Genomic DNA, 20,128 nt, shown 5'->3' on the forward strand with positions numbered 1-20,128 from the left:
AGGTGAGAGCGGCCGGCCCGGGGAGAGGTGCCCCGGGCCGGCCAGCACGGTTCAGAGCCAGCGTTCGCGTAGCGCCGGCTTGAGCCAGGCCGCCGGGGACGACATCGAGAGCCCGCCGTCGACGGGGATCGTCGTGCCCGTCACGAAGGACGCGCCGTCCGAGGCCAGGAAGGTGACCACCGAGGCGACCTCGTGCGGCCGGCCGATGCGGCCGAGCGGGTAGCCGTCGCTCTCGCCCGTGTCGTGCGACGCGATGGAGCCTGGCTCCACGGCGTTGACGCGGATGCCGCGCGGTCCGTACTCGAGCGCGAGCTGTCGCACGAGGCCCTCGACGCCGGCCTTCGCGGCCGCGTACGCGGGCAGGCCGGGTGCGGCGAGGGCGGCGTTGACGGAGGTGATCGCGACTATCGACGACCCGGCGCCGAGCCGGGGCAGCGCGGCGCGGGAGACGAAGAACGCGGAGTCCAGCGTGGCCCCGAGCGCGCCGCGCCACTGCTGGTCGGTGGTGTCGATCGCGGAGGCCACCGGCATCTGCGCGGCGGCGAGCACGACCACGTCGAGCCGGCCCAGGATGCCCGCGGCGTCCGCGACGGCCCGCTCGGCCTGTGCCGGGTCGGCGCAGTCGGCCACGAGGAATCCGCGGTAGACGCCGCCCGCCGCGCCTGCCGCGCCCGTATCCGCCGCGCCCACAGCGCTCGCGCCTGCCGCGCCCGCGCTGGTCTCGGCCGCGCCGGGCTCCCACGGCGCGAGACCGACGCCGACGACGGCGTCCCCCTTGGCGGCGAACTGCTCCGCGACGGCCACCGCGATCTCCGAGTTGCCGCCGACCAGGAGCACGCCCCGGCCGCTCATGCGCTCGCCTCGGCGGCCACAACAGCCTCGGCGGCTCCGACGGCTCCGACGGCTCCGACGGTGCCTGCCGTCTCGTCGTCGGCGACCTCCATGGGGGTCCGCTGCCCGGTGAGCCGCAGCTCGTCGAGCACCACGCGGAGCGCGGCCCGGCTTGTCGTGTCGAGCGGGGACGCCGGGTAGCGGACGGTCGCCTGCTCGATGATGCCGCGCGCGACGAGGACCTCCTTGTGCACCGCCCAGGCGATGCCTGGCTGGAGGCCGAGGAGCACGAGCGGCAGGATCCGGCGGAAGTCCGCGCGGGCCCGGTCGACCTCGCCGGCGCCGTAGCGCCGGAGGGCCGGGCCGAGCAGGTCGGGGAACTCGCACGCGGGCATCGTCCCCACCGCGCCGGCCGCGTGCTCCTCGAGGCAGAACTGCGCGTTCTGGCCGCCGAGCACCGCGAACCCGGGGTTCGCCACGGCGTCGACGACGTGACCGACCTTGGCCGTGGTGGGCGGCGCCTCGATCTTGACGGCGCGCACGCCGTCCAGGCGGCTGAGCTCGGCGATCAGGGCGGGCGACATGGCGACCCCGGTGACCCCCGGCGCGTCCTGGACCATGACGGGGAGCCCCGTGGACGCCGCGACCGTCCCGTAGAAGTCGACGAGGGACGCGGCGGGCGGGCGGACCATGAAGGGCGGCAGGACCATGAGCGCGTCCGCGCCGCCCGCCTCCGCCTCGCGGGCCTGCTCGACGGCGTTGACCGTCGACGTGCCGTTGACGCCCGCCACGACCGGCACCCGCCCCGCGACCAGCTCGACGACGTCGCCCAGCACGGCCCGGCGCTCCGTGGCGGTGAGCGCGAATCCCTCGCTGGCCATGCCGAAGACGGCGACTCCGTCGACGTCGGCCGCGAGCTCGAACTCGACCAGACGGCGCAGCCCGGCCCGGTCGAGGCCGCCTGACTCGTCGAACGGCGTGGCCAGGATGGGCATCAGACCGTTGAGGTGCGTGGCCATGGGTCCTCGTTTCGACGTGGGTAGGCTGGGGATGCGGCATGCATATTATGAGAAAGGCTGCCACATATTGGGTTCCAGTACCACCAAAACGATGGCCGGACCTACGATCTCGTAGGTCCGGCCATTTCGATGTCCTGCGACATCGGGATCAGTCGTCCGAGGTGGGCGCCTGTCCGGCGAGGGTCAGGTAGACCGCACGGCGGGCCTTGTCGAGGATCGCCGTGACGGTCGCGGCCTGCTCGGGCGTCCCGGTGCGGGAGACCTGATCGACGGCGTCGGCCAGGGCGTGGAGCTCGTGTCGCAGCTCGCGGCCGTGGCCGCGCCCTACCTGCTCCCACGGGGAGCCGAGCTCGTCCTTGTGCTGCTCGACGTAGGCGGTGCCCTCGTCGGTCAGCTTGGCGAGCTTGCGGCCGCCGTCCTCGGTGAGGGCCACGAGACCCTCGTCGGCGAGCAGGGACAGCGCGGGGTAGACCGCGCCGGCGCTCGGGCGCCAGCGACCGTCGGTGCGGTCGGCCAGCTCCTGGATGATCTGGTAGCCGTGCATGGGCTGCTCGGACAGGAGCAGCAGGATCGCGGCACGGATCTCGCCGCGCCCGGCGCGACGCGGGCCGCGGGGGCCACGGCGGCCGCTGTCGTGGTCGCCCCGGGGGCCCCGGGGCCCGAAGCCCCCGCGTCCCTCGCCGCGGCCGAAGCCGCGCGGGCCGAAGCCGCCGCGCTCGGGGCGCGTGCCCCGGCGCTCGCCCTCGTCGTAGGGGCCGTCCGGAATGCCGGGCCCGCCGGCCATCGCGAACGCCGGGCCGAACGCCGGGCCGAACGCCGGACCGAACCTGACATCGTCGAAGGGCGGGAGGAAACCGCGACGGCCGCGGCCACCGCGTCGACCGCGTCGGCTGGAGGAACCGGGGTCCTGGGGGAAGTTGTCGTTGGTACGCATGATGTATCTCCTCGTTGTAGGGGCGGGCGAGGCGGTGCGCGATCGCGCACGACGGCGTCTCGTCAGTCCGGCCGGCCGGGAGCGCGTGCGCGCTCGACCGACCATCGAAAGATACATCAAAGATATATCGTTACGCAACCCCGCTGTGATGGCCAGTCCTGACCTTCGTTCAGCAGGCCAAAAGGAGCCGGAAGTCACGCGGACATGGCTGCCCACGTCCTGCTGAACGTGAGTCAGTGGTGCGGCGGCGGCCGGCGCGGCCCGGAGGGCTCTCCGGGCGGGCCGGCCGCGCCACCAGGCGGGGCGCCGTTCCCCGCGCCGACCCGAACCGGCCGTGAAAGTGTGCATCCCGGGACACGTGCACGAACGGCGCGGACCACGCCGTCCGCCGGACACTGGGAGGCGCCGCATGACCGCTCCGAGCGCAGAGGCCGAACCGCAGGCGTTGCCGCAGGGCAAGGTCTGGGCGATCTTCGGCGGGCTCATGCTCGCGATGCTGCTCGCCGCCCTCGACCAGACGATCGTCGCCACCGCGCTGCCCACCATCGTCTCCGACCTCGGCGGCGCGGAGCACCTGTCCTGGGTCGTGACGGCGTACCTGCTGGCGAGCACCGCGACCACCGTGCTCTGGGGCAAGCTCGGTGACCTCTTCGGGCGCAAGTCGCTCTTCATCACCTGCATCCTGATCTTCCTCGCCGGGTCCATCCTGGCCGGCACGTCCCAGACGATGGGCCAGCTCATCGCCTGGCGCGCCGTGCAGGGCGTCGGCGGCGGCGGACTCATGGTGCTGTCGCAGGCGATCATCGGCGACGTCGTGCCGCCGCGGGAGCGCGGCAGGTACCAGGGCCTGTTCGGCGCGGTCTTCGGCGTCTCGTCGGTCGCCGGACCGTTGCTCGGCGGATTTTTCGTCGACAACTTCGACTGGCGCTGGGTCTTCTACATCAACGTCCCCATCGGTGTGATCGCGCTGATCGTCGTCGCCTCCGTGCTGCCGCGCATCGCCGCCGGGGCCAAGCCGCGCATCGACTACGCCGGCATCATCCTGCTCGGCACCATCTCGACGGCGATCGTGCTGGTCACCAGCCTGGGCGGCACCACATGGGAGTGGAGCTCCGCCCCCGTGTACGCCATGGTCGCGCTCGCGATCGCAAGCCTGGTCGCGTTCGTCATGGTCGAGCGGCGCGCCCCCGAGCCGGTGCTGCCGCTGCACCTGTTCCGCAGCAAGGTCTTCTCCGTCGCGGCGATCATCGGCTTCGCCGTCGGCTTCGCGATGTTCGGCGCCATCACCTTCCTGCCGCTGTACCTGCAGACGGTCAAGGGCTCGACGCCCACCGAGTCCGGGCTCGAGATGACGCCGATGATGCTCGGCCTGCTCATCACGTCGATCGGGTCGGGGCAGCTCATCTCCCGCACCGGGCGCTACAAGATCTACCCGATTCTTGGCACGGCCATCACCGCCGTCGGGCTGTACCTGCTCTCCCTGATGGACCAGGGCACGACGACGCTCCAGGCGGGCCTGAGCATGTTCGTGCTCGGCGCCGGGCTCGGGATGGTGACCCAGGTGCTCGTCATCGCGGTGCAGAACGACGTGAGCTATCGCGACCTGGGCACCGCGACGTCCGGCACCACGTACTTCCGCACCATCGGCTCGTCGGTGGGCGTCGCCGTCTTCGGCACGATCTTCTCGGGCCGCCTCACGGACGAGCTGGCGACCGGAGTCCCGGACGCCGCACAGGGCTCCTGCGGGTCGGAGGCGCTCGCGGCGTCCGCACAGGCGCTCACGCAGTGCCCGCCCGAGGTGCAGGCCTGGTTCCTCGACGCCTACGCCGGCGCCCTGCACGTCGTCTTCCTGGGGGCGGTGCCGGTGGCGGTGCTGGCGTTCGCCCTGACGTGGCTGCTGCCCGAGGTCGAGCTGCGCACTGTCACCCGCGACGAGGACGGTGCCGGATCGGGGCACGCGGTGGGTGCGTCCTTCGCCCTCCCGTCGTCCCGCACCTCGCTCGAGGAGCTGCGCATGATCCTGTGGCGGCGCGTGGGCAAGCGGGACCCGTTGCGGGTGTACGAGCTCGTCTCGCAGGACGTCGCGCTGTCCCCCGGGGAGGCGTGGATGGTCACCCGCGTCTCCCTCAAGCGCACCCGGTCCGTGCGCCTCATGGCCGAGCGCACCGCCGCGTCCGAGGACACCGTGCGCGGGGTCGCGGACTCCCTCGCGGCCCGCGGGCTCGTGGAGGTCGACGGCGACACGGTCCGGGCGCTGCCCGCCGCGGACGCCGTCGCCGAGTCGATCCGGGAGGCGGAGCGGGAGCGGCTGCGGCTATACGTCGCCGAGTGGCACGACGGTGAGGAGCCCGAGATCGAGCAGCTCGTGGAGCAGCTGACGCACGAGCTGCTGGCCGACAGGATCGACCACGCCGAGCGGCGGTGATCATGCCGGGGGGCGGTGATCACGCCGAGCGGCGGTGATCACGCTGCGAGGCCACGACCGCGCCGAGAGGCCATGATGCTGGCCGCGTTCGGGTCTCGTCAGTGACCTGGGCTCAGTGACCTGTGCCCATAGACGTGGGGTGTGCTGGGCTGCGGTATCGGCCGCGGGAGCCGCCGGCGCTCGACGCACCGTTGGACCCGCCCGCGTCCCAGGCACGCGCGATGCCGAGGCGGCGCAGGTGCTCGCCGGTCACCGTCGCGCCGTCGGGCCCGATCCAGTGCTCGAGACCGAAGCGCTCGTCGGTCGCGGCATCCCAGCGACGCATGAAGGGCGTGCCGTTTTCGGCGATGACCACCGACCCGTAGGTGGAGGGGAGCGGCGCGGCGGGGAGATGGATGACGGTGTAGATCTCTGCGAGGTCCGACGGGCCGACGGAGGACACGCTGTACCAGTTGCCGTCCCGGTCCCGCTGGACCGCGTACCCGCTGGCGTCCAGCGCGACGCTGAAGTGGGGCAGGTCGGCCTCGAGGAGCTCCTGGCTGGTCTGGTAGACGGTGCCGACCTGGGCTGCCTGGGTCATCTGCGAGATCTCCTTGACGTCGAATCGGCGGTATCCACCTATCAAAGCGGATTCGTCACGATTTTGCGGGGAGAGCGCCGGTGGCGGCCTCGCTCAGCGGGCAAGGATTCGGATGACGGCGGCGGCGGCGCCGCTCAGCGGGCGAGAGTCCGGATGACGGCGGCGGCGGCGCCGCGCGCCCAGTCCTCGAACGTGTGCGGGCGGATGACGATGCGGCACCGGCCGGCGGAACCGAAGACGTGCTCGCGGTAGGCGCCGAGCAGGTTCTGGTCGAACAGGTCGAAGTTCGACACCGCCTCGCCGCCCAGGATCACGAGGTCCGGGCCGGTCAGGTTGACGAGGCTCGCGATGGCGGTCCCGATGGTCGTCGCGGCCTCGGTGAACGCCTGGGTCGCAGCCGCGTCGCCGTCGTGCGCGAGCTGTACGGCCTCGGTGATCGAGACCTCGCGCCCGTGCGCTTCCGAGATCGCGGCTACGATCGCCGGCGTCGCCGCCACCGCTTCGACGCACCCGCGGCGACCGCACGCGCAGATCCGGTCCCGGTCCGCGAGGGGAAGGTGGCCGATCTCGCCCGCGACACCGTGCACGCCTTCCACCACCTCGCCGTTGACGTGCAGGCCGGCGCCGATCCCGCGGCCGATCGTGACGATGGCGAAGGAGTCGATGCCGAGGCCGACACCGAACATGTGCTCGGTGATCGTCAGGGCGCGGACGTCGTTCTCGATGACGACGGGGGCGCCCACCCGGTCCTGCAGCAGCGCACGGAGGTCGACGGCGGTCCAGCCCATGTTCGCGGACTCCCGGACGACGCCGGCCGCCGTGTCGACGTCGCCCGACACCGCGACCCCGACGCCGGCCAGGAGGCCGCCGTCCGGCCCCAGCGGCGCTTCGAGGCGCGCGCACACCTGCGCGATCGCCGCCACCACGGAGTCCGGGTCGTGGTCCGTGAGCGGGGCGCGGTGCGTCGCCAGCACCTGGGTGGTCAGGTCGGTCCGGACGCCGATGACCTCGTCGACGTTGACCTTGATCCCGATGGTGACGAGCGCCTCGGGAACGATCGCCACGGGGCTGACCGGACGCCCCGGCAGCCCGTCACGTCGTGACCCGAGGTTGTCGACCACCAGGCCGGCGGCCACGAGGGGGGCCACCGCCTTGGTGACCGCGGCCTGCGAGAGACCGGTGAGGCGGGAGACGTCGATCCGGCTGATCGGGCTGCGGGTGAGGACCGTCGTGAACACGTACGACGGGGCCGCGGACAGGGAACGCAACAGCGCGATCCGTGCCGCGGCCTCGTCGTTCATCTCGCACCGTCCGTCGTCACTCGGAGAGGATAGCCTCGGACTTCGTCGCCATCTCGGGGAAGACGTCCTTGTCCCGCTGTCCGGTGAAGTAGGCCTCGAACATCGGCTGGATGGTGTCCGCGATCTCCTGCCCGTGCGCGAGCGGCGGGGTGGGGTAGATCTCGCCGTCCTCGAGGATCTGGACGAAGCTCGACAGGTCGAGCCCGTCCTCGGCCTGGGTGTCGATGGTCTCCTGGAGGGCCGATCCGATCGACGGCAGGAAGGTGGCGTCGGCTCCCGCCGTCGACTGGCACGCCTCCGACCCCATGTAGGTGACCCACTTCCACGTCTCGTCGACGTGCTCGGTCCCGGCGAAGACGTTGTTCGCGTTCGAGTTGCTGATCATCATCCGGCCCTCCGGGCCCTCGACGGTCGGCGCGACCTCGACCTCGACGTCCGGGATCTTCGTGATCGTGGTGGCGTCCCACGTCCCGCCCTGGACGATGGCGACCGAGCCGGAACCCATCTGCTCCGCCCCCGAGACCGTGAACTCCCCGAAGTCGGGCATGAACCCGCGGTCGCCGAGGCTGCGCACGTACTCCAGCGTTTCGACGAGCTCGGGGTCGTCGTAGGGGATCCTCGTCGGCCATGCCGCGTCCTCGCCGCCGAGCCGCCAGCCGAGCGTGGACACGAACGAGCTCCACGTCACCTGGCCGTTGTAGTCGTTCGCGGTGAGGCTGTTGATGCCGTAGGTGGCGACGTCGTCCTTGTCGAAGCCGGGCTCGTCGCCACGCACGCCGTTCGCGTCCACGGTGAGGTGGGCGACGACGTCGTCGAACGTGCCGCCGTCGTCCGGGTTCCAGGTCATCGTGCGGATGTCCTCGGCGGTGAGCCCGGCGTCCTCGACCATGGCGGTGTTGAAGTAGATCGCCGACGCGGCCCAGTCCAGCGGGATGCCGTACTGCTTGCCGTCGGTGTACTTCCACGAGTCGACGCCGATGTCGAAGACCGACAGGTCGTAGCCGGTCTCCTCGATGAGGTCGTCGAGCGGCATGATCTGCCCCTGGCCGGCGTACTCGCCGAGCAACGGCACGCTGTTCTGGAACGCGTCCGGCGCGGTCCCCGCCACGAAGCCCGCGGTGAGCTTGGTGAAGTAGTCCTCCACCCCGTACTGCGAGATGTTGACGGTGATGCCGGGGTTCTCCTCCTCGAAGCCCGGGAGGCACTTCTCGTAGGACGCCGCCTGACGTTCGTCCCAGGTCCACCAGTTCACGGTGACCTCGTCGGACGAACCGCTGTCGGCGGAGCCGCAGGCGGCGAGGCCTGCCGTCAGGCCGACGAGGGCTATGGCCGTGGTGATCTGTCGTCTCATGTCGTGCGTTCCTCACTGTGGACGAGGGCGCCTCCGTCGGCGCCCCCTGGTGCGTCTTGTAGGTGCAGGTGGCCGTCCAGCCGTAGCCGCCCGTGCGCGGGCAGGGCCAGGTCGGCGGTGGAGCCGCGGAACCGGACCCGGACCGGCCGGTCGGCGCCCGACAGGTCGCGGAGCGTGGCCGACGTCAGGTCGCCGTCCGCCCACTCCAGGTCGACGGCGATGCCGCCGCGCGCCCGCAGGCCCGAGACGCTGCCCTCGGACCAGGGCTCGGGCAGCGCGGGCAGCAGGTCGATCGCGCCGCGGTGGCTCTGCAGCAGCATCTCGGCGACGGCGGCCGCGAAGCCGTAGTTGCCGTCGATCTGGAAGGGCGGGTGGGTGCTGAACAGGTTCGGCAGGAGCCCGCCCCACTCCGAACCGTCGACGGGGGCGGCCCGGGCGACGTCGCCCCCGTAGGGCGTGAACGCCTCCTCGAGCAGGGCCGCGGCGTGCTCGGCGTCGCCGAGCCGCGCGCGGAGCGCGACCTTCCACGCCCACGACCAGCCCATGGCGCCGGGGCCGCGCTCGTCGAGGAAGCGCCGGGCGCCTTCGGCCAGCTCGGGGGTGCTCTGCGGGTCGACGGTCCCGAGCGGGTAGAGCGCCACCAGCGGCGACATGTGCCGGTGGGCCGGCTCGTGGTCGGCCACCGGGGCCGCCCACTCGGCCAGCCGGCCGTCCCGCGCTACCTCGACGGGCTGCAGGCGGGCTCGGGCGGTGGTGATCTCGGTCGCGAGCGGGTCGTCGACGTCGAGTACGTCGCCGAGCACGTCGATCGTCTCCAGCGCGCGGTCGAACAGCGCGCCGATCAGGCTCAGGTCCATCGTCGCCGTCAGCCCGAGGGGCTCGGGCTGCCCGTCCGGGCCCGTGTACATGTTCTCCGGCGACGTCGACGGGCTCGTGCGCAGCAGACCGGTCGACTGGTCCTCGACGAGCCAGTCGAGGCAGAACTCGGTGGCGCCCCGCAGCAGGGGCCAGATGCGGGACCGCAGCACGTTCTTGTCGCCCGAGAAGGCGTAGTGGTCCAGGAGGTTGTGGCAGAGCCAGACGCCGCCCATCATCCACAGTGCCCAGCCGGTGCTGCCGGGCCGGCCCCTGCCGACCGGCAGCGACCAGCCCCACAGGTCGCTGTTGTGGTGGGCGACCCAGCCGCGCGCGCCGTAGAGCTCGCGCGCCACCCTGGTGCCGGTGTGCGCCACCCGCTCCACGAGCCTGATCAGCGGCTCGAACGAGTCGTCGAGGCCCAGGACCGCCGCCGGCCAGTAGTTCATCTGGGTGTTGATGTTGATCGTGTAGTTCGACGACCAGGGCGGGCGCGGGTCGTCGTTCCAGATGCCCTGGAGGTTGGCGGCCGGGCCGCCCGCCCGGGAGGACGCGCCGAGCAGGTAGCGCCCGTACTCCGCCAGGACCGTGGCGCGCAGGCCCTCGTCGGTACCGTGGAGCACGTCGTGCACGTCCCAGGTCCCGGACCGGCGTCCGCCGATCGCGAAGCGCGCGCCGGACACGTGGTGCGCCAGGTCCGCCTCGTGCTCGGCGAGCAGGTCGGCGCCCGGGCGGGCGGCGGCGGCCCGCGCCGTAGCGAGCGCCCGGTCGCGCAGGTCCCCGGTTGGGGTGCTGCGCCAGGTGTCGCCGGCCGGGTCGGCCCACCACAGCGCGGACCGGCCGGCGGTCGACAGCACGGCCAGGATCCGGCTCGCGCCACGGACCGTCGTCAGGTCCGCCTGGTGCTCGACCGACCCGTCGCTGTGCACCGCGAGCGCGGCCCAGGTGACGTGGTCGAAGGCGTCGGCCGCGGTGTCGTCGGCTGAGCCGGAGCCGGAGCCGGAGCCGGAGCCGGCGTCGGTGTCGGCGACGGTGTTGCGGTAGCGGTGCTCAGGGAGGTCGCGCTCGTGCTCCGGCGGGCCGTCCAGCGGCGCCTCGATCTCGACGGCTACGCCGTCGGGCGCCGTCCGGCGGCTGCGCTCGCGCAGCGCTGTGGTGAGCCGGACGTCGACGTCGAGCACCGGGCCCTGCGCTGTCCACTCGATGACGAGGGCCTGCGCCGGGGCCGAGACCCAGGTGCGCCGCACGGTGGGTGCGCGGTCGACGATGAACGACTCCTCAAGGACTCCGCGGTCCAGGTCGAGGTCGCGCGCCGCGGCCTCGGCGCCGACCGGGTCCCGCACCAGGGTGAGCTGCAGGTCGGCGAGGGGCAGGAATTCCTGCGAGTAGGGCCCCTCGAAGGTGAGCAGGTCGCGCTCGGCGGCCCGCAGGTCGCCGTCGTCGAGCGCCGCGCGGACCTTCGCGAGGCGGGCGGGGCCGGCCCCGCCCGCGAGGACGGCGTCCAGCGCCCGGTCGGGGCCGTCGGGTTTACCCGACCAGACCGTGGCGTCGTTGAGCGCCACCCGGCCGGTCGCGCCGCCGAACGCCATGGCGCCGATGCGGCCGTTGCCCAGCGGAACCGCCTCGGCCCACTCGGCGGCGGGGGCGGCCCACCGCAGACGGAACGTGTCGTGTGCGGTCATTTGATCCCCGTGAACCCGATCGAGTTGACGATGCGCTTGCCGAAGACCATGAACAGCACGAGCATCGGCAGGGCGGCGACGAGGGTTGCCGCCATGAGCCCGGCCCAGTCGGGCTGGGCCTGCGGCGAGGACTGCTTGAACACGGCCAGCGCCAGGGTGAGCGGCTGGACGCTCTCGTCGCTGGTCACCAGCAGCGGCCAGAAGTAGTCGTTCCACGCGTTGATGAACCCGAGGATCGACAGGGTGGTGATCGGCCCGGCGGACATCGGCAGGGTGATCTGGAACATCACGCGCAGCCGCCCGGCGCCGTCGATGAGCGCCGCCTCTTCCGTCTCCGTGCTGAGGCCGAGCATGAACTGGCGCAGGAAGAAGATGTTGAACGCCGAGAAGAGCGCGGTGGGCAGCACCATCCCGGCGAAGGTGTTGAGCAGCCCGAGCTCGCGCACGAGCACGAAGTTCGGCAGCAGCGTGAGGATGCCCGGCACCATCAGCGCGGTGAGGAACAGGTTGAAGACCAGGTCGCGGCCGCGCCACTGCAGACGGGCGAACGCGTAGGCGGCGAGCGTCGAGAGGAAGACGACGACCACCGTGGACAGCGTCGCGTAGATCACGGAGTTGAGCAGATAGTGCCCGATCTCGATGGTCGCCCCGGAGCCGCCCTCCGCTATCGACTCCTCGGTGGTGGCCAGGCCGAGCACCCGCCGGAACGCGCCGAGCGTGAAGTCGGCGGGCAGCAGGGAGGAGGGGTCGGCGAGCAGCGCGTAGTTGTTCGACAGCGCGGTGCGTAGGATCCAGTAGAACGGGAAGATCGTCACCAGCATGACGATCGTCAGGTAGGTCCAGGCGACGACGCGGCCGAGCCGCGGTGCCCGACGGCGGGGTGTCGCGCCCGCGCGGAGGGGTGCCGTTCCAGTGGGGCGGGGTGCCGCGCCCGTGCGGCGGGAGGTGTCCGTGGTGGCCATCAGTTCGTTTCCGATTCGCTCGCCCGCAGCAGGCGCAGCTGCAGGAAGGTGATGACGATGAGGATCGCGAAGAGCGCCAGCGACATCGCCGAGGCGTAGCCGAAGTCGAACTGGCCGAAGGCCTTGCTGTAGATGTACATCTGCAGCACGTTCGACGCGTTGGCCGGGCCGCCCTTGGTCGTGACCTGGACGATGTCGAAGACCTGGAACGCGCCGATCACGTTCAGCACGAGGACCAGGGCCAGGACCGGGCGCAGCAGCGGGAGCGTGAGCCGGCGGAACATCTGCATCTCGCCGGCGCCGTCGATGCGACCCGCCTCGTAGATCGTGGCCGGGATGGTCTGCAGGCCGGCGAAGACGATGATCGCCGTGTAGCCCATCGACTTCCAGATGCTGATCAGCGCGATCGTCGGGATCGCCCAGCCGCGGGAGCCGAGGAACGGCACGCCGTCGCCACCGAGGGCCTCCACCGCGATGTTGACGATGCCGAGCTGGGTGTCGAGCATCCACGACCAGACGGTCGCGGCGACGACGCCCGAGATGAGGAACGGCAGGATCATCACGCCGCGGACGACCGTCGACGTGGTCACGCGGTGCAGCACCGCGGCCGTGACCACCGAGAGGACCGTGCCGGCCGTCACCGACACGACGACGAAGTACACGGTGACCCCGAGCGAGCCCCAGAAGACGTCGTCACCGGCGAGCTCGGCGAAGTTGTCGAGGCCCACCCAGGTGGGCGGTGTCAGCACCCGGAACTCGGTGAAGCTGAGATAGACGCCGCGGAGGGTCGGGTACACGGCGAACACCAGGAAGCCGACCGCCGCCGGGGCGACGAGCAGCCAGGCGAGGCGCGCGTCCCCGCGATGGGCCGGCGAGCCGGATCGTCGTCGGCGATGTTCCAGCGCCCGGGGTACGGCAGGTCCTGTCGGCAAGAGCGTCATCGGTCTTCCTGATCTTCTCTGCGATCGTCCGGCTCGCGCCGGAGCTCTTCGGCGGCCCCTCGGCTCTGAGGAGTCGACGTCGACCGCTTGCGTCGAGCAGCCTAGGAATGGTTTATTAACCGTGTCAAGTAACCGAGCGAGGAGCCCGATAGATGCCCAACGGCGACGGAGCCGTCCTGTCCCTGAGTGCGGCGGGGACCAGCCTGGTGCTCGATGTCTCCGGCCGGGTGCCGAGCATCCTGCACTGGGGAGCCGACATCGGGCCCCTTGAGGCGGCGACGGCCGACGCCCTCCGCACGACCGCCGTCCCCGCCGTCCTGAACAACTCGCCGGACGTCGCCCGCGTGATGAGCGTGTGGCCCACGGAGCTCGACGGCTGGTCGGGCACGCCGGCCCAGGAGGGCAACGCGGCGGGCACGGCCACGACCCCCCGCCCCGAGCTCGACTCCTTCGTGCACGACCCGGCGGCGGCCGGCGGGGGCGCCATCACCCTGCGGTTCGTGGACCGGGTGAGCGCCCTGCGCGGCGAGCAGCGGTTCACCATGGACCGCTTCGGGGTCCTCGCCGTGGATCTCTCGGTCGTGCGGGACGTCGCGCTGTCGCCCGTGGCGAGCCCGGCCCCGTACACGCTCGGGGCGCTGCGGGCCCTGGTCCCGCTGCCCGAGCGGGCCACCGAGCTGCTCGACTTCACCGGCAAGTGGTGCCGCGAGCGCGCCCCGCAGCGGCTCCCGATCGGCTACGGCACGCACCTGCGCCGGGCGCGCCGGGGCAAGCCGGGCCACGACTCGCCGTACCTGCTGACCGCCGGGACCAGCGGCTTCGGCTTCGGACACGGCGAGGTCTGGGGGATGCACCTCGCGTGGAGCGGCGAGAGCGAGTACCTCGTCGAGCGCCTCACGGAGGGTGCGGGGCCCTTCGCCGCGGTCCTGGGCGGGGGAGAGGCCCTCCGCTCGGGAGAGGTCATGCTCGCCGACGGCGAGCGCTACGACGCGCCCACCGCGGTGTTCGTCTGGTCCGGGGAGGGGATCGACGGGCTGGCCGACCGGCTGCACCGGCGGCTGCGCGCCCGGCCCGGGCACCCGCGCTCCCCGCGGCCGCTCGTCCTGAACACGTGGGAGGCCGTGTACTTCGACCACGACATCGAGCGGCTGACCGCGCTCGTGGACCGGGCGGCGTACGTCGGCGTCGAGCGCGTCGTCCTGGACGACGGCTGGTTCCACGGCCGCCGCGGTGACCACGCGGGTCTGGGCGACTGGTTCGTCGACCGGGCCATCTGGCCGGACGGACTGCATCCGTTCGCGGACCTCGTGCACACCCGCGGCATGCAGTTCGGGCTCTGGTTCGAGCCCGAGATGGTCAGCCTCGACTCCGCCCTCGCGCGCGAGCACCCCGACTGGGTCCTCGGCCCCCGGCAGGGCCTGGGCGCCCCGGCCCGGCGGCAGTACGTGCTCGACATCGCGCGCCCCGACGCCTACGCCGTGGTGCTCGAGCGGGTCAGCTCGCTGATCAAGGAGTACGCCGTCGACTACGTCAAGTGGGACCACAACCGTGACCTGCTCGAGGCCGTCGGGCGGCGCGACGGCGGGGACCGGCCCGCGGTGCGCGCACAGACGCTCGCGCTGTACCGCATGCTCGACGAGCTGCGCGAGCGCCATCCGGGCCTGGAGATCGAGTCCTGCTCCGGGGGCGGTGGCCGGGTCGACCTCGGCATCCTGGAGCGGACCGACCGGCTTTGGGCGTCGGACTGCAACGACCCGGTCGAGCGTGCGCAGATCGAGCGCTGGACCCGCCTGCTGGTCCCGCCCGAGCTGATCGGCTCCCACCTGGGCGCCGCGCGTGCGCACACGACGTCCCGCACCACCGACCTGTCCTTCCGGCTCGTGGCATCGCTGACCGCGCACGCGGGGATCGAGATGGACCTCTCGGGCGCCTCGCCGGAGGAGCTGCGGACCGTCACCGCGTGGGCGGAGCTCTACCGGGAGCTGCGCGGTGTGCTCCACACGGGACGGGTGGTCAACGCCGACCTCGCCGACGAGGCGACCGCGCTCAGCGGCGTCGTCGCGCAGGACGGGTCGCGTGCCCTGTACACGTGGACCCGGTTCGACACCTCGGCGGCAGGGCAGAGCGGGCGCGTCCGCCTGCCCGGGCTCGACCCGAAGGCGACCTACCGGGTGCGCGTCCGGGAGGAGCTGGGTGCCGCCTCCCGCCACCAGGGTGCCGACCCAGAGTGGGTTCGCGCCGCGGTCGACGGCGGCATCGACCTCCCCGGGCACGTGCTGGCCACCGCGGGGATCCCGCTGCCGACGCTCAACCCGCAGCAGGCGATGCTCCTGGACCTGGAGCGACTGGACCTGGAGCGACTGGAGCGACTGGACCTGGAAGGACAGCCATGACCCGGCCCGTCATCGTCTTCGCCGGCGACAGCATCACCGACTGCGACCGCCGCACCGATCCGGAAGGGCTCGGCGACGGATACGTGCGCCTGCTCGCGGGCAGGCCCGAGCTGGCGGGATTCGAGGTGCGCAACCGCGGCATCTCCGGGAACCGCGTGCTGGACCTACAGGCACGGTGGGAGGACGACGTCGTGGCCGAGCGGCCGGCGATCGTCAGCGTCCTCGTCGGCATCAACGAGACCTGGCGTCGCTACGACAGCGGCGATGCCACGTCCGCGGCGGAGTTCGAGCGCGACTACCGGGCGATCCTGCAACGCGTCCAGGGCGCCCGGCTCGTGCTCGTCGAGCCGTTCCTGCTGCCCGTCGACGACGTACAGCGGACCTGGCGCGCTGACCTCGACGAGAAGCGCGCGGTGACGCGCTCGCTCGCCGCGGGGCTGGGCGCGGCGCTGGTCCCCGCCGACGCCGGCCTGAGGGCTCTCGGCGCCGCGTCCGACATCGCGCCGGACGGCATCCATCCGGGGGAGCTGGGCCACCAGGAGCTGGCGCGCCTCTGGCTGGCCGGTGCGACGGAGATCCTCGAGGCCGTCGCACACGAGCACGGCGCGACCCCCGGGGTCGTCTCCGAGGCCGTCCCCGAGGCCGTCCCCGAGGCCATCCCCGAGGCCGTCCCCGAGGACAGAGCGTCGTCCTGAGGATCCGGGGCGCGCCGAAGCGCTCCGGCGGTCAAAGGCGACCACACCACCAGAGAGGACACCACTCATGGAAGAGAACCGTCGCAGGAGGCGGAGGAGTCGCGGGAGGCAGAGCACCAGGGCGCTCGCCGCGGTGACCGTCCTGATCGTCTCGCTCGGCAGTGCCGTCTCGTCGGCGTCGGCCCGCCCGGCTGCGCAGCCGGGTGCGCAGCCGGTGGTCCAGCCGGTTGCGGCAGCCGTCGCGCCGGAGCCCTACGCCCCGGCGGGAGAGCAGGCGCAGAAGCCCTACATGGGGTGGAGCAGCTACAGCATGCAGGTGTACGCGCCGACCGAGGGCGGGTGGATCACCGCCGACCAGATCAAGGCGCAGTCGGACGCGATGCACGAGAAGCTGCAGCCGTTCGGGTACGAGTACATCAATGTCGACGCGGGGTGGAACGACGGCGTCGACGACTACGGCAGGCCGACGCCGAGCGCGACGCTGTACCCGGACGGGCTGCAGGACGTCATCGACCACGTCCACGCGAACGGGCAGAAGTTCGGCCTGTACAGCATCCCGGGGATCTCGGAGGAGCTGGTGGAGGCGGACCTGCCGGTCTACGACGCGCCGGGCTGCACTACCGGCGAGCTCGCCGTCGTGCCGCACCAGCAGGCGGACTACTGGGACATCGGTCTCAAGATGGACTTCACCAACCCGTGCGCGCAGAAGTACGTCGACTCGATCGCCGATCTCTACGCGAGCTGGGGCGTCGACTTCCTGAAGTTCGACAGCGTGACCCCGGGCTCCGGCATCGGCGACCTGTCCCTCGACGCGCGCGCGGACGTCGCCGCCTGGTCGCAGGCTCTGGCCCGTCACGAGATCTGGTTCGAGCTCTCGTGGGCCCTGGACATCCGCTACGCGGACTACTGGAAGGAGCACGCGAACGGGTGGCGCGTGGACTGGGACGTCGAGTGCTACTGCGCCGGGGAGGCCCTCACCGTCTGGTCGAGCATCGACCGGCTGTTCCCGAGGATGGCCGAGTGGTGGCGCCATGGTGGTCCCGGCGGCTGGAACGACCTGGACTCCCTGGACGTCGGCAACGGCAGCATGGACGGTCTCACCCGGGACGAGCGGCGCACGGCGGCGACCCTCTGGGCGGTGTCGGCGGCCCCGTTCTACATCGGCAACGACATGACCCGGCTCGACGCCTACGGGCTGGAGCTGCTGACCAACCCCGAGGTGATCGGGGTGAACCAGGCGGGAGTCCCCGCGCAGCCCGTCTCCACCGAGACCAACAAGCAGGTGTGGTACTCCCTCAACAAGGACAGCTCGTACACGGTCGCGCTCTTCAACCGGGGCCGCACGGACGCGGACGTCGAGGTGAGCTGGGCGGACATTGGGCTGGACGGTGACGCGAAGGTGCGCGACCTGTGGGCGAGGAAGGATCTCGGGACGTTCGAGGGCGGCTTCGTCGCGCAGGACGTGCCGATCCACGGTGCGCGCCTGATCAAGGTGACGCCGGCCAAGGGCTCGAAGATCACCGTCAACGACGACGACCTGCGGGTGTCCTACGAGGGCGAGTGGGAGCGCAACGGGAACTTCGAGGTCCCGGCGGTCTCGCAGCCGCTGCCGGTCACCGTCACGGACTCGTCGGCGGGCGACCCGGCCGACGAGGCGGCCGACGAGGCTCCTGAGGCCGCTGCGGGTACCCGCACGACCGTGCTGAACGACAACGACCCGGGCATCGTCTACACGGGCAGCTGGAACACCAGCACGGGCCGCACCTTCGGGGACTACGGGGACGACGTCCACTACACCGAGTCCAACGACGACGCGTTCGAGTACACGTTCGTCGGGACCGGCATCGACTACGTCACCGAGAAGGACAGCTCGCAGGGCGACGTCGACATCTACATCGACGGGGAGCTCAAGGAGACCGTGGACACCTCCCTCGAACCGGGCGAGGACCGCCAGGCGCAGCAGGTGGTCTACTCGATCTCCGACCTACCGAGCGGGTCGCACACCATCCGGGGTGTCAAGAAGTCGGGCGACTACATGCTGGTGGACCGGCTGAACGTGCGGCAGGAGAGCCTGCTCGACCCGGACACGGCGGCGTTCGACAAGGCGCCGGCCGCCCAGGCCGACGTCGCGGTGGAGCTGCTGCGCGACGCGGGCGAGCTCGTCGGCGTCTCGGTGGACGGCGCCGAGCTCGACGAGGGGACCGCATACGGCATCGACGGCAACGTGGTGACGATCCGGAAGGAGTACCTGGCCACGCTGCCCGTCGGCGAGGCCGCGATCGACTTCCGGTTCCGCGGCGACCACCACGACGACGTGCACCACACGTCGGAGGACGGCGCCGCGGTCGGGCTCACCTTCCGGGGTACGGGCGTCGAGTGGGTCACCGCGCTCGGCCCGGACCAGGGCGAGGCCGACGTCTTCGTCGACGGCAGGCTCGTCGAGCGGGTGGACCTATCAGCCGACACCCGCCGCACGGCGCAGCCGGTGTTCGCGGCCACCGGACTTGGGGACAAGGAGCACACGCTCCGCATCGAGAAGGTGTCCGGCGAGGTCCTGCGGACGGACACGTTCCGGTACACGGTCGCGAAGTCGCGCTGAGGTCACCCGGCAAGAAGGGCGCCGGGGTGCGTACCGTCCGACGGATTCACGGGGCGTCGTGCTCCGCGAGCGGCGTGTAGCGCACTTCGGCGACGTCGACCACGCCGTCGAGCGAGCGAAGCCCGACGACGCGTCCGGTGAAGCCGCCGGCGACCTCGGTCGAGAGGTATCGGCCGTCGAAGCGCGCCAGCTCGTGCTCCGTCCCGTCGACGACCGCGGACAGGCGCACGTCGTCCGGTCCGTTCGTCGTCGGCGGGAGCGCCTCGGCCCGGAGCGTGAGCGACGGTCCGGCCAGCGGGACCGCGGTCCCGTGCGGTACCTCGAGGGGGCCGATGCGGACGACGGCGTGCACCCGACCGGCGTCGGTACGGATCTCGCACCAGTGGGTGTCGTCCAGGCGCAGCAGGAGCGCAGCCGACCCGTTGGCCAGGCCGAGGTCGGCCTCGAACCGCCACGTGAGGTCGAGGACGCGCGCGGTCAGGGCGCCGACGTCGGCCCGCGGGCCGGTGCCGGGGCTCAGCTGTAGCCCTCCTGCGGGCACGTGCGTCGCGATCTGTGCCAGCCCGGTCCCGGGCGACACCCACCGGGGGTGCAGGGCGGTGGCGTGGAAGGCGTCCGTGTACGACGTGTCGAGGACCGGTCGGTGGTAGCGGGTCTCGTCGACCACCGGCCAGTCGTCGATCCAGTCGACGCCCGCGAGGAAGGTCTCGCGGCCGTTGACGTGGAACATCGGCGTGTAGCCGCGAGGCCGCACGCCCAGGTAGACCACTGCCCAGGTGCCGTCCGCGTTCTCGACGAGGTCCGCGTGGCCGGTGTTCTGGACGGGGTGGGTGGTGCTCCGGTGGCTCAGGACGGGGTTGGTCGGCGCGCCGACGTAGGGGCCGTCGGGCCGGTCCGCGCGCGCGATCGAGACGCTGTGCCCGCGTTCCGTGCCGCCCTCGGCGATGAGCAGGTACCAGTACGCGCCGCGCCGGTACAGGTGGGGCGCCTCGGGGTGGGCGAGCCCGATCCCGCTCCACAGCGGCCGCGGCTCCTCCAGGACGGTCCCCGACTCGAGGTCGACCCGGGCCTGGGCGATCCCGGGCCCGTCCGGGCCGACGACGGAGCAGTACGTCACGTAGCACGTGCCGTCCTGGTCCCAGGCGAGGTCGGGGTCGATGCCGTGCAGGCCCTTCAGGCGCGTCGGGGAGGTCCACGGTCCGCTGGGATCCTCGGCCGAGACGACGATCTGCCCGCCGCCGCCGGACACGTCGGTGGTGATCAGCCAGAACCTGCCGTCGTGATGGCGCAGGGTCGGGGCGTACACGCCGCCGCTGGAGGAGGCGTTCCCGGGCGGGAGCTGGTCGGGGCGGTCGAGGATGTTCCCGACGAGCGTCCAGGTGAGCAGATCGCGGCTGTGCCAGAGGGGGACGCCCGGCGTGTACTCGAACGACGAGTTCGCCAGGTAGTAGTCGTCGTCGACCCGGCATACCGACGGGTCCGGGTGGAAGCCCGGGATGATCGGCACGACGCTGGTGAGGTCGGCCTGGGTGCTGATCGAGGTCACTTGTCCTCCTGGAA

General features: G+C 72.1%; 14 protein-coding genes. 4 read left to right on the forward strand and 10 right to left on the reverse strand.

The window, feature by feature from the left end; translation table 11 throughout:
• Positions 1–51: 51 nt before the first annotated feature.
• The 3 genes from C8K30_RS20200 to C8K30_RS20210 all read right to left on the reverse strand — a co-directional run bounded on the left by C8K30_RS20200 (position 52) and on the right by C8K30_RS20210 (position 2,784).
• Complete coding sequence (locus tag C8K30_RS20200; RefSeq protein ID WP_108494722.1) at positions 52–852, reverse strand: SDR family NAD(P)-dependent oxidoreductase; 801 nt, start codon at positions 850–852, stop codon at positions 52–54.
• Positions 849–1,850: a dihydrodipicolinate synthase family protein gene (locus tag C8K30_RS20205; protein ID WP_108494723.1), complete on the reverse strand. Its 1,002-nt coding sequence runs from the start codon at positions 1,848–1,850 to the stop codon at positions 849–851. The genes C8K30_RS20200 and C8K30_RS20205 overlap by 4 nt, the downstream gene beginning before the upstream one ends.
• Before the next feature lie 148 nt (positions 1,851–1,998).
• Positions 1,999–2,784, reverse strand: a complete 786-nt coding sequence (locus C8K30_RS20210; RefSeq protein WP_108494724.1) for a PadR family transcriptional regulator — start codon at positions 2,782–2,784, stop codon at positions 1,999–2,001.
• A 358-nt stretch (positions 2,785–3,142) separates the two neighbouring features.
• Between C8K30_RS20210 and C8K30_RS20215 the strand changes: the two genes are divergently transcribed.
• Positions 3,143–5,209 carry an MDR family MFS transporter gene (locus tag C8K30_RS20215; RefSeq protein ID WP_255415760.1) on the forward strand — a complete coding sequence of 689 codons (2,067 nt, stop codon included), beginning with the start codon at positions 3,143–3,145 and terminating at the stop codon, positions 5,207–5,209.
• A gap of 112 nt (positions 5,210–5,321) precedes the next feature.
• Here C8K30_RS20215 and C8K30_RS20220 read toward each other — a convergent pair whose 3' ends face one another.
• The 6 genes from C8K30_RS20220 to C8K30_RS20245 all read right to left on the reverse strand — a co-directional run bounded on the left by C8K30_RS20220 (position 5,322) and on the right by C8K30_RS20245 (position 12,881).
• Positions 5,322–5,789, reverse strand: a complete 468-nt coding sequence (locus C8K30_RS20220; RefSeq protein ID WP_108494726.1) for a hypothetical protein — start codon at positions 5,787–5,789, stop codon at positions 5,322–5,324.
• A gap of 134 nt (positions 5,790–5,923) precedes the next feature.
• A complete protein-coding gene (locus C8K30_RS20225; protein ID WP_108494727.1) occupies positions 5,924–7,090 on the reverse strand; it encodes an ROK family protein in 1,167 nt (388 codons plus the stop codon).
• 16 nt (positions 7,091–7,106) lie between these two features.
• Entirely contained in the window at positions 7,107–8,441 is a 1,335-nt protein-coding gene (locus tag C8K30_RS20230; RefSeq protein ID WP_108494728.1) for an ABC transporter substrate-binding protein, read from the reverse strand.
• On the reverse strand, positions 8,438–10,978 hold the full coding sequence (locus tag C8K30_RS20235; RefSeq protein WP_108494729.1) for a glycoside hydrolase N-terminal domain-containing protein: 2,541 nt from the start codon (positions 10,976–10,978) through the stop codon (positions 8,438–8,440). Before C8K30_RS20235 ends, C8K30_RS20230 begins: the two co-directional genes overlap by 4 nt.
• A complete protein-coding gene (locus C8K30_RS20240) occupies positions 10,975–11,940 on the reverse strand; it encodes a carbohydrate ABC transporter permease (protein ID WP_108494730.1) in 966 nt (321 codons plus the stop codon). The genes C8K30_RS20235 and C8K30_RS20240 overlap by 4 nt, the downstream gene beginning before the upstream one ends.
• Positions 11,940–12,881, reverse strand: coding sequence for a carbohydrate ABC transporter permease (locus C8K30_RS20245; RefSeq protein WP_108494731.1), 942 nt, complete (start codon positions 12,879–12,881; stop codon positions 11,940–11,942). The genes C8K30_RS20240 and C8K30_RS20245 overlap by 1 nt, the downstream gene beginning before the upstream one ends.
• Positions 12,882–13,033: 152 nt before the next feature.
• Here C8K30_RS20245 and C8K30_RS20250 point away from each other — a divergent pair, with 152 nt between their 5' ends.
• The 3 genes from C8K30_RS20250 (at position 13,034) to C8K30_RS20260 (ending at position 18,568) form a co-directional block, all read left to right on the forward strand.
• Positions 13,034–15,274 carry an alpha-galactosidase gene (locus tag C8K30_RS20250; protein ID WP_108494732.1) on the forward strand — a complete coding sequence of 747 codons (2,241 nt, stop codon included), beginning with the start codon at positions 13,034–13,036 and terminating at the stop codon, positions 15,272–15,274.
• A complete protein-coding gene (locus C8K30_RS20255) occupies positions 15,271–15,969 on the forward strand; it encodes an SGNH/GDSL hydrolase family protein (protein WP_108494733.1) in 699 nt (232 codons plus the stop codon). Before C8K30_RS20250 ends, C8K30_RS20255 begins: the two co-directional genes overlap by 4 nt.
• A 133-nt stretch (positions 15,970–16,102) precedes the next feature.
• Positions 16,103–18,568 carry a X2-like carbohydrate binding domain-containing protein gene (locus C8K30_RS20260; protein WP_233257311.1) on the forward strand — a complete coding sequence of 822 codons (2,466 nt, stop codon included), beginning with the start codon at positions 16,103–16,105 and terminating at the stop codon, positions 18,566–18,568.
• Between the two features lie 46 nt (positions 18,569–18,614).
• On the opposite strand, the gene C8K30_RS20265 is transcribed toward C8K30_RS20260, so the two are convergent.
• On the reverse strand, positions 18,615–20,114 hold the full coding sequence (locus C8K30_RS20265; protein WP_199230599.1) for a glycoside hydrolase family 43 protein: 1,500 nt from the start codon (positions 20,112–20,114) through the stop codon (positions 18,615–18,617).
• Positions 20,115–20,128 lie beyond the last annotated feature (14 nt).

The organism is Promicromonospora sp. AC04, from assembly GCF_003058225.1.
GTDB lineage: Bacteria > Actinomycetota > Actinomycetes > Actinomycetales > Cellulomonadaceae > Promicromonospora.

Excerpts from the sequence above, each read along its gene's own strand:
- C8K30_RS20200 (WP_108494722.1), bottom strand. The coding sequence starts at position 852 with ATGAGCGGCCGGGGCGTGCTCCTGGTCGGCGGCAACTCGGAGATCGCG.
- C8K30_RS20205 (WP_108494723.1), bottom strand. The coding sequence starts at position 1,850 with ATGGCCACGCACCTCAACGGTCTGATGCCCATCCTGGCCACGCCGTTC.
- C8K30_RS20210 (WP_108494724.1), bottom strand. The coding sequence starts at position 2,784 with ATGCGTACCAACGACAACTTCCCCCAGGACCCCGGTTCCTCCAGCCGA.
- C8K30_RS20220 (WP_108494726.1), bottom strand. The coding sequence starts at position 5,789 with ATGACCCAGGCAGCCCAGGTCGGCACCGTCTACCAGACCAGCCAGGAG.
- C8K30_RS20225 (WP_108494727.1), bottom strand. The coding sequence starts at position 7,090 with ATGAACGACGAGGCCGCGGCACGGATCGCGCTGTTGCGTTCCCTGTCC.
- C8K30_RS20230 (WP_108494728.1), bottom strand. The coding sequence starts at position 8,441 with ATGAGACGACAGATCACCACGGCCATAGCCCTCGTCGGCCTGACGGCA.
- C8K30_RS20235 (WP_108494729.1), bottom strand. The coding sequence starts at position 10,978 with ATGACCGCACACGACACGTTCCGTCTGCGGTGGGCCGCCCCCGCCGCC.
- C8K30_RS20240 (WP_108494730.1), bottom strand. The coding sequence starts at position 11,940 with ATGGCCACCACGGACACCTCCCGCCGCACGGGCGCGGCACCCCGCCCC.
- C8K30_RS20245 (WP_108494731.1), bottom strand. The coding sequence starts at position 12,881 with ATGACGCTCTTGCCGACAGGACCTGCCGTACCCCGGGCGCTGGAACAT.
- C8K30_RS20250 (WP_108494732.1), top strand. The coding sequence starts at position 13,034 with ATGCCCAACGGCGACGGAGCCGTCCTGTCCCTGAGTGCGGCGGGGACC.
- C8K30_RS20255 (WP_108494733.1), top strand. The coding sequence starts at position 15,271 with ATGACCCGGCCCGTCATCGTCTTCGCCGGCGACAGCATCACCGACTGC.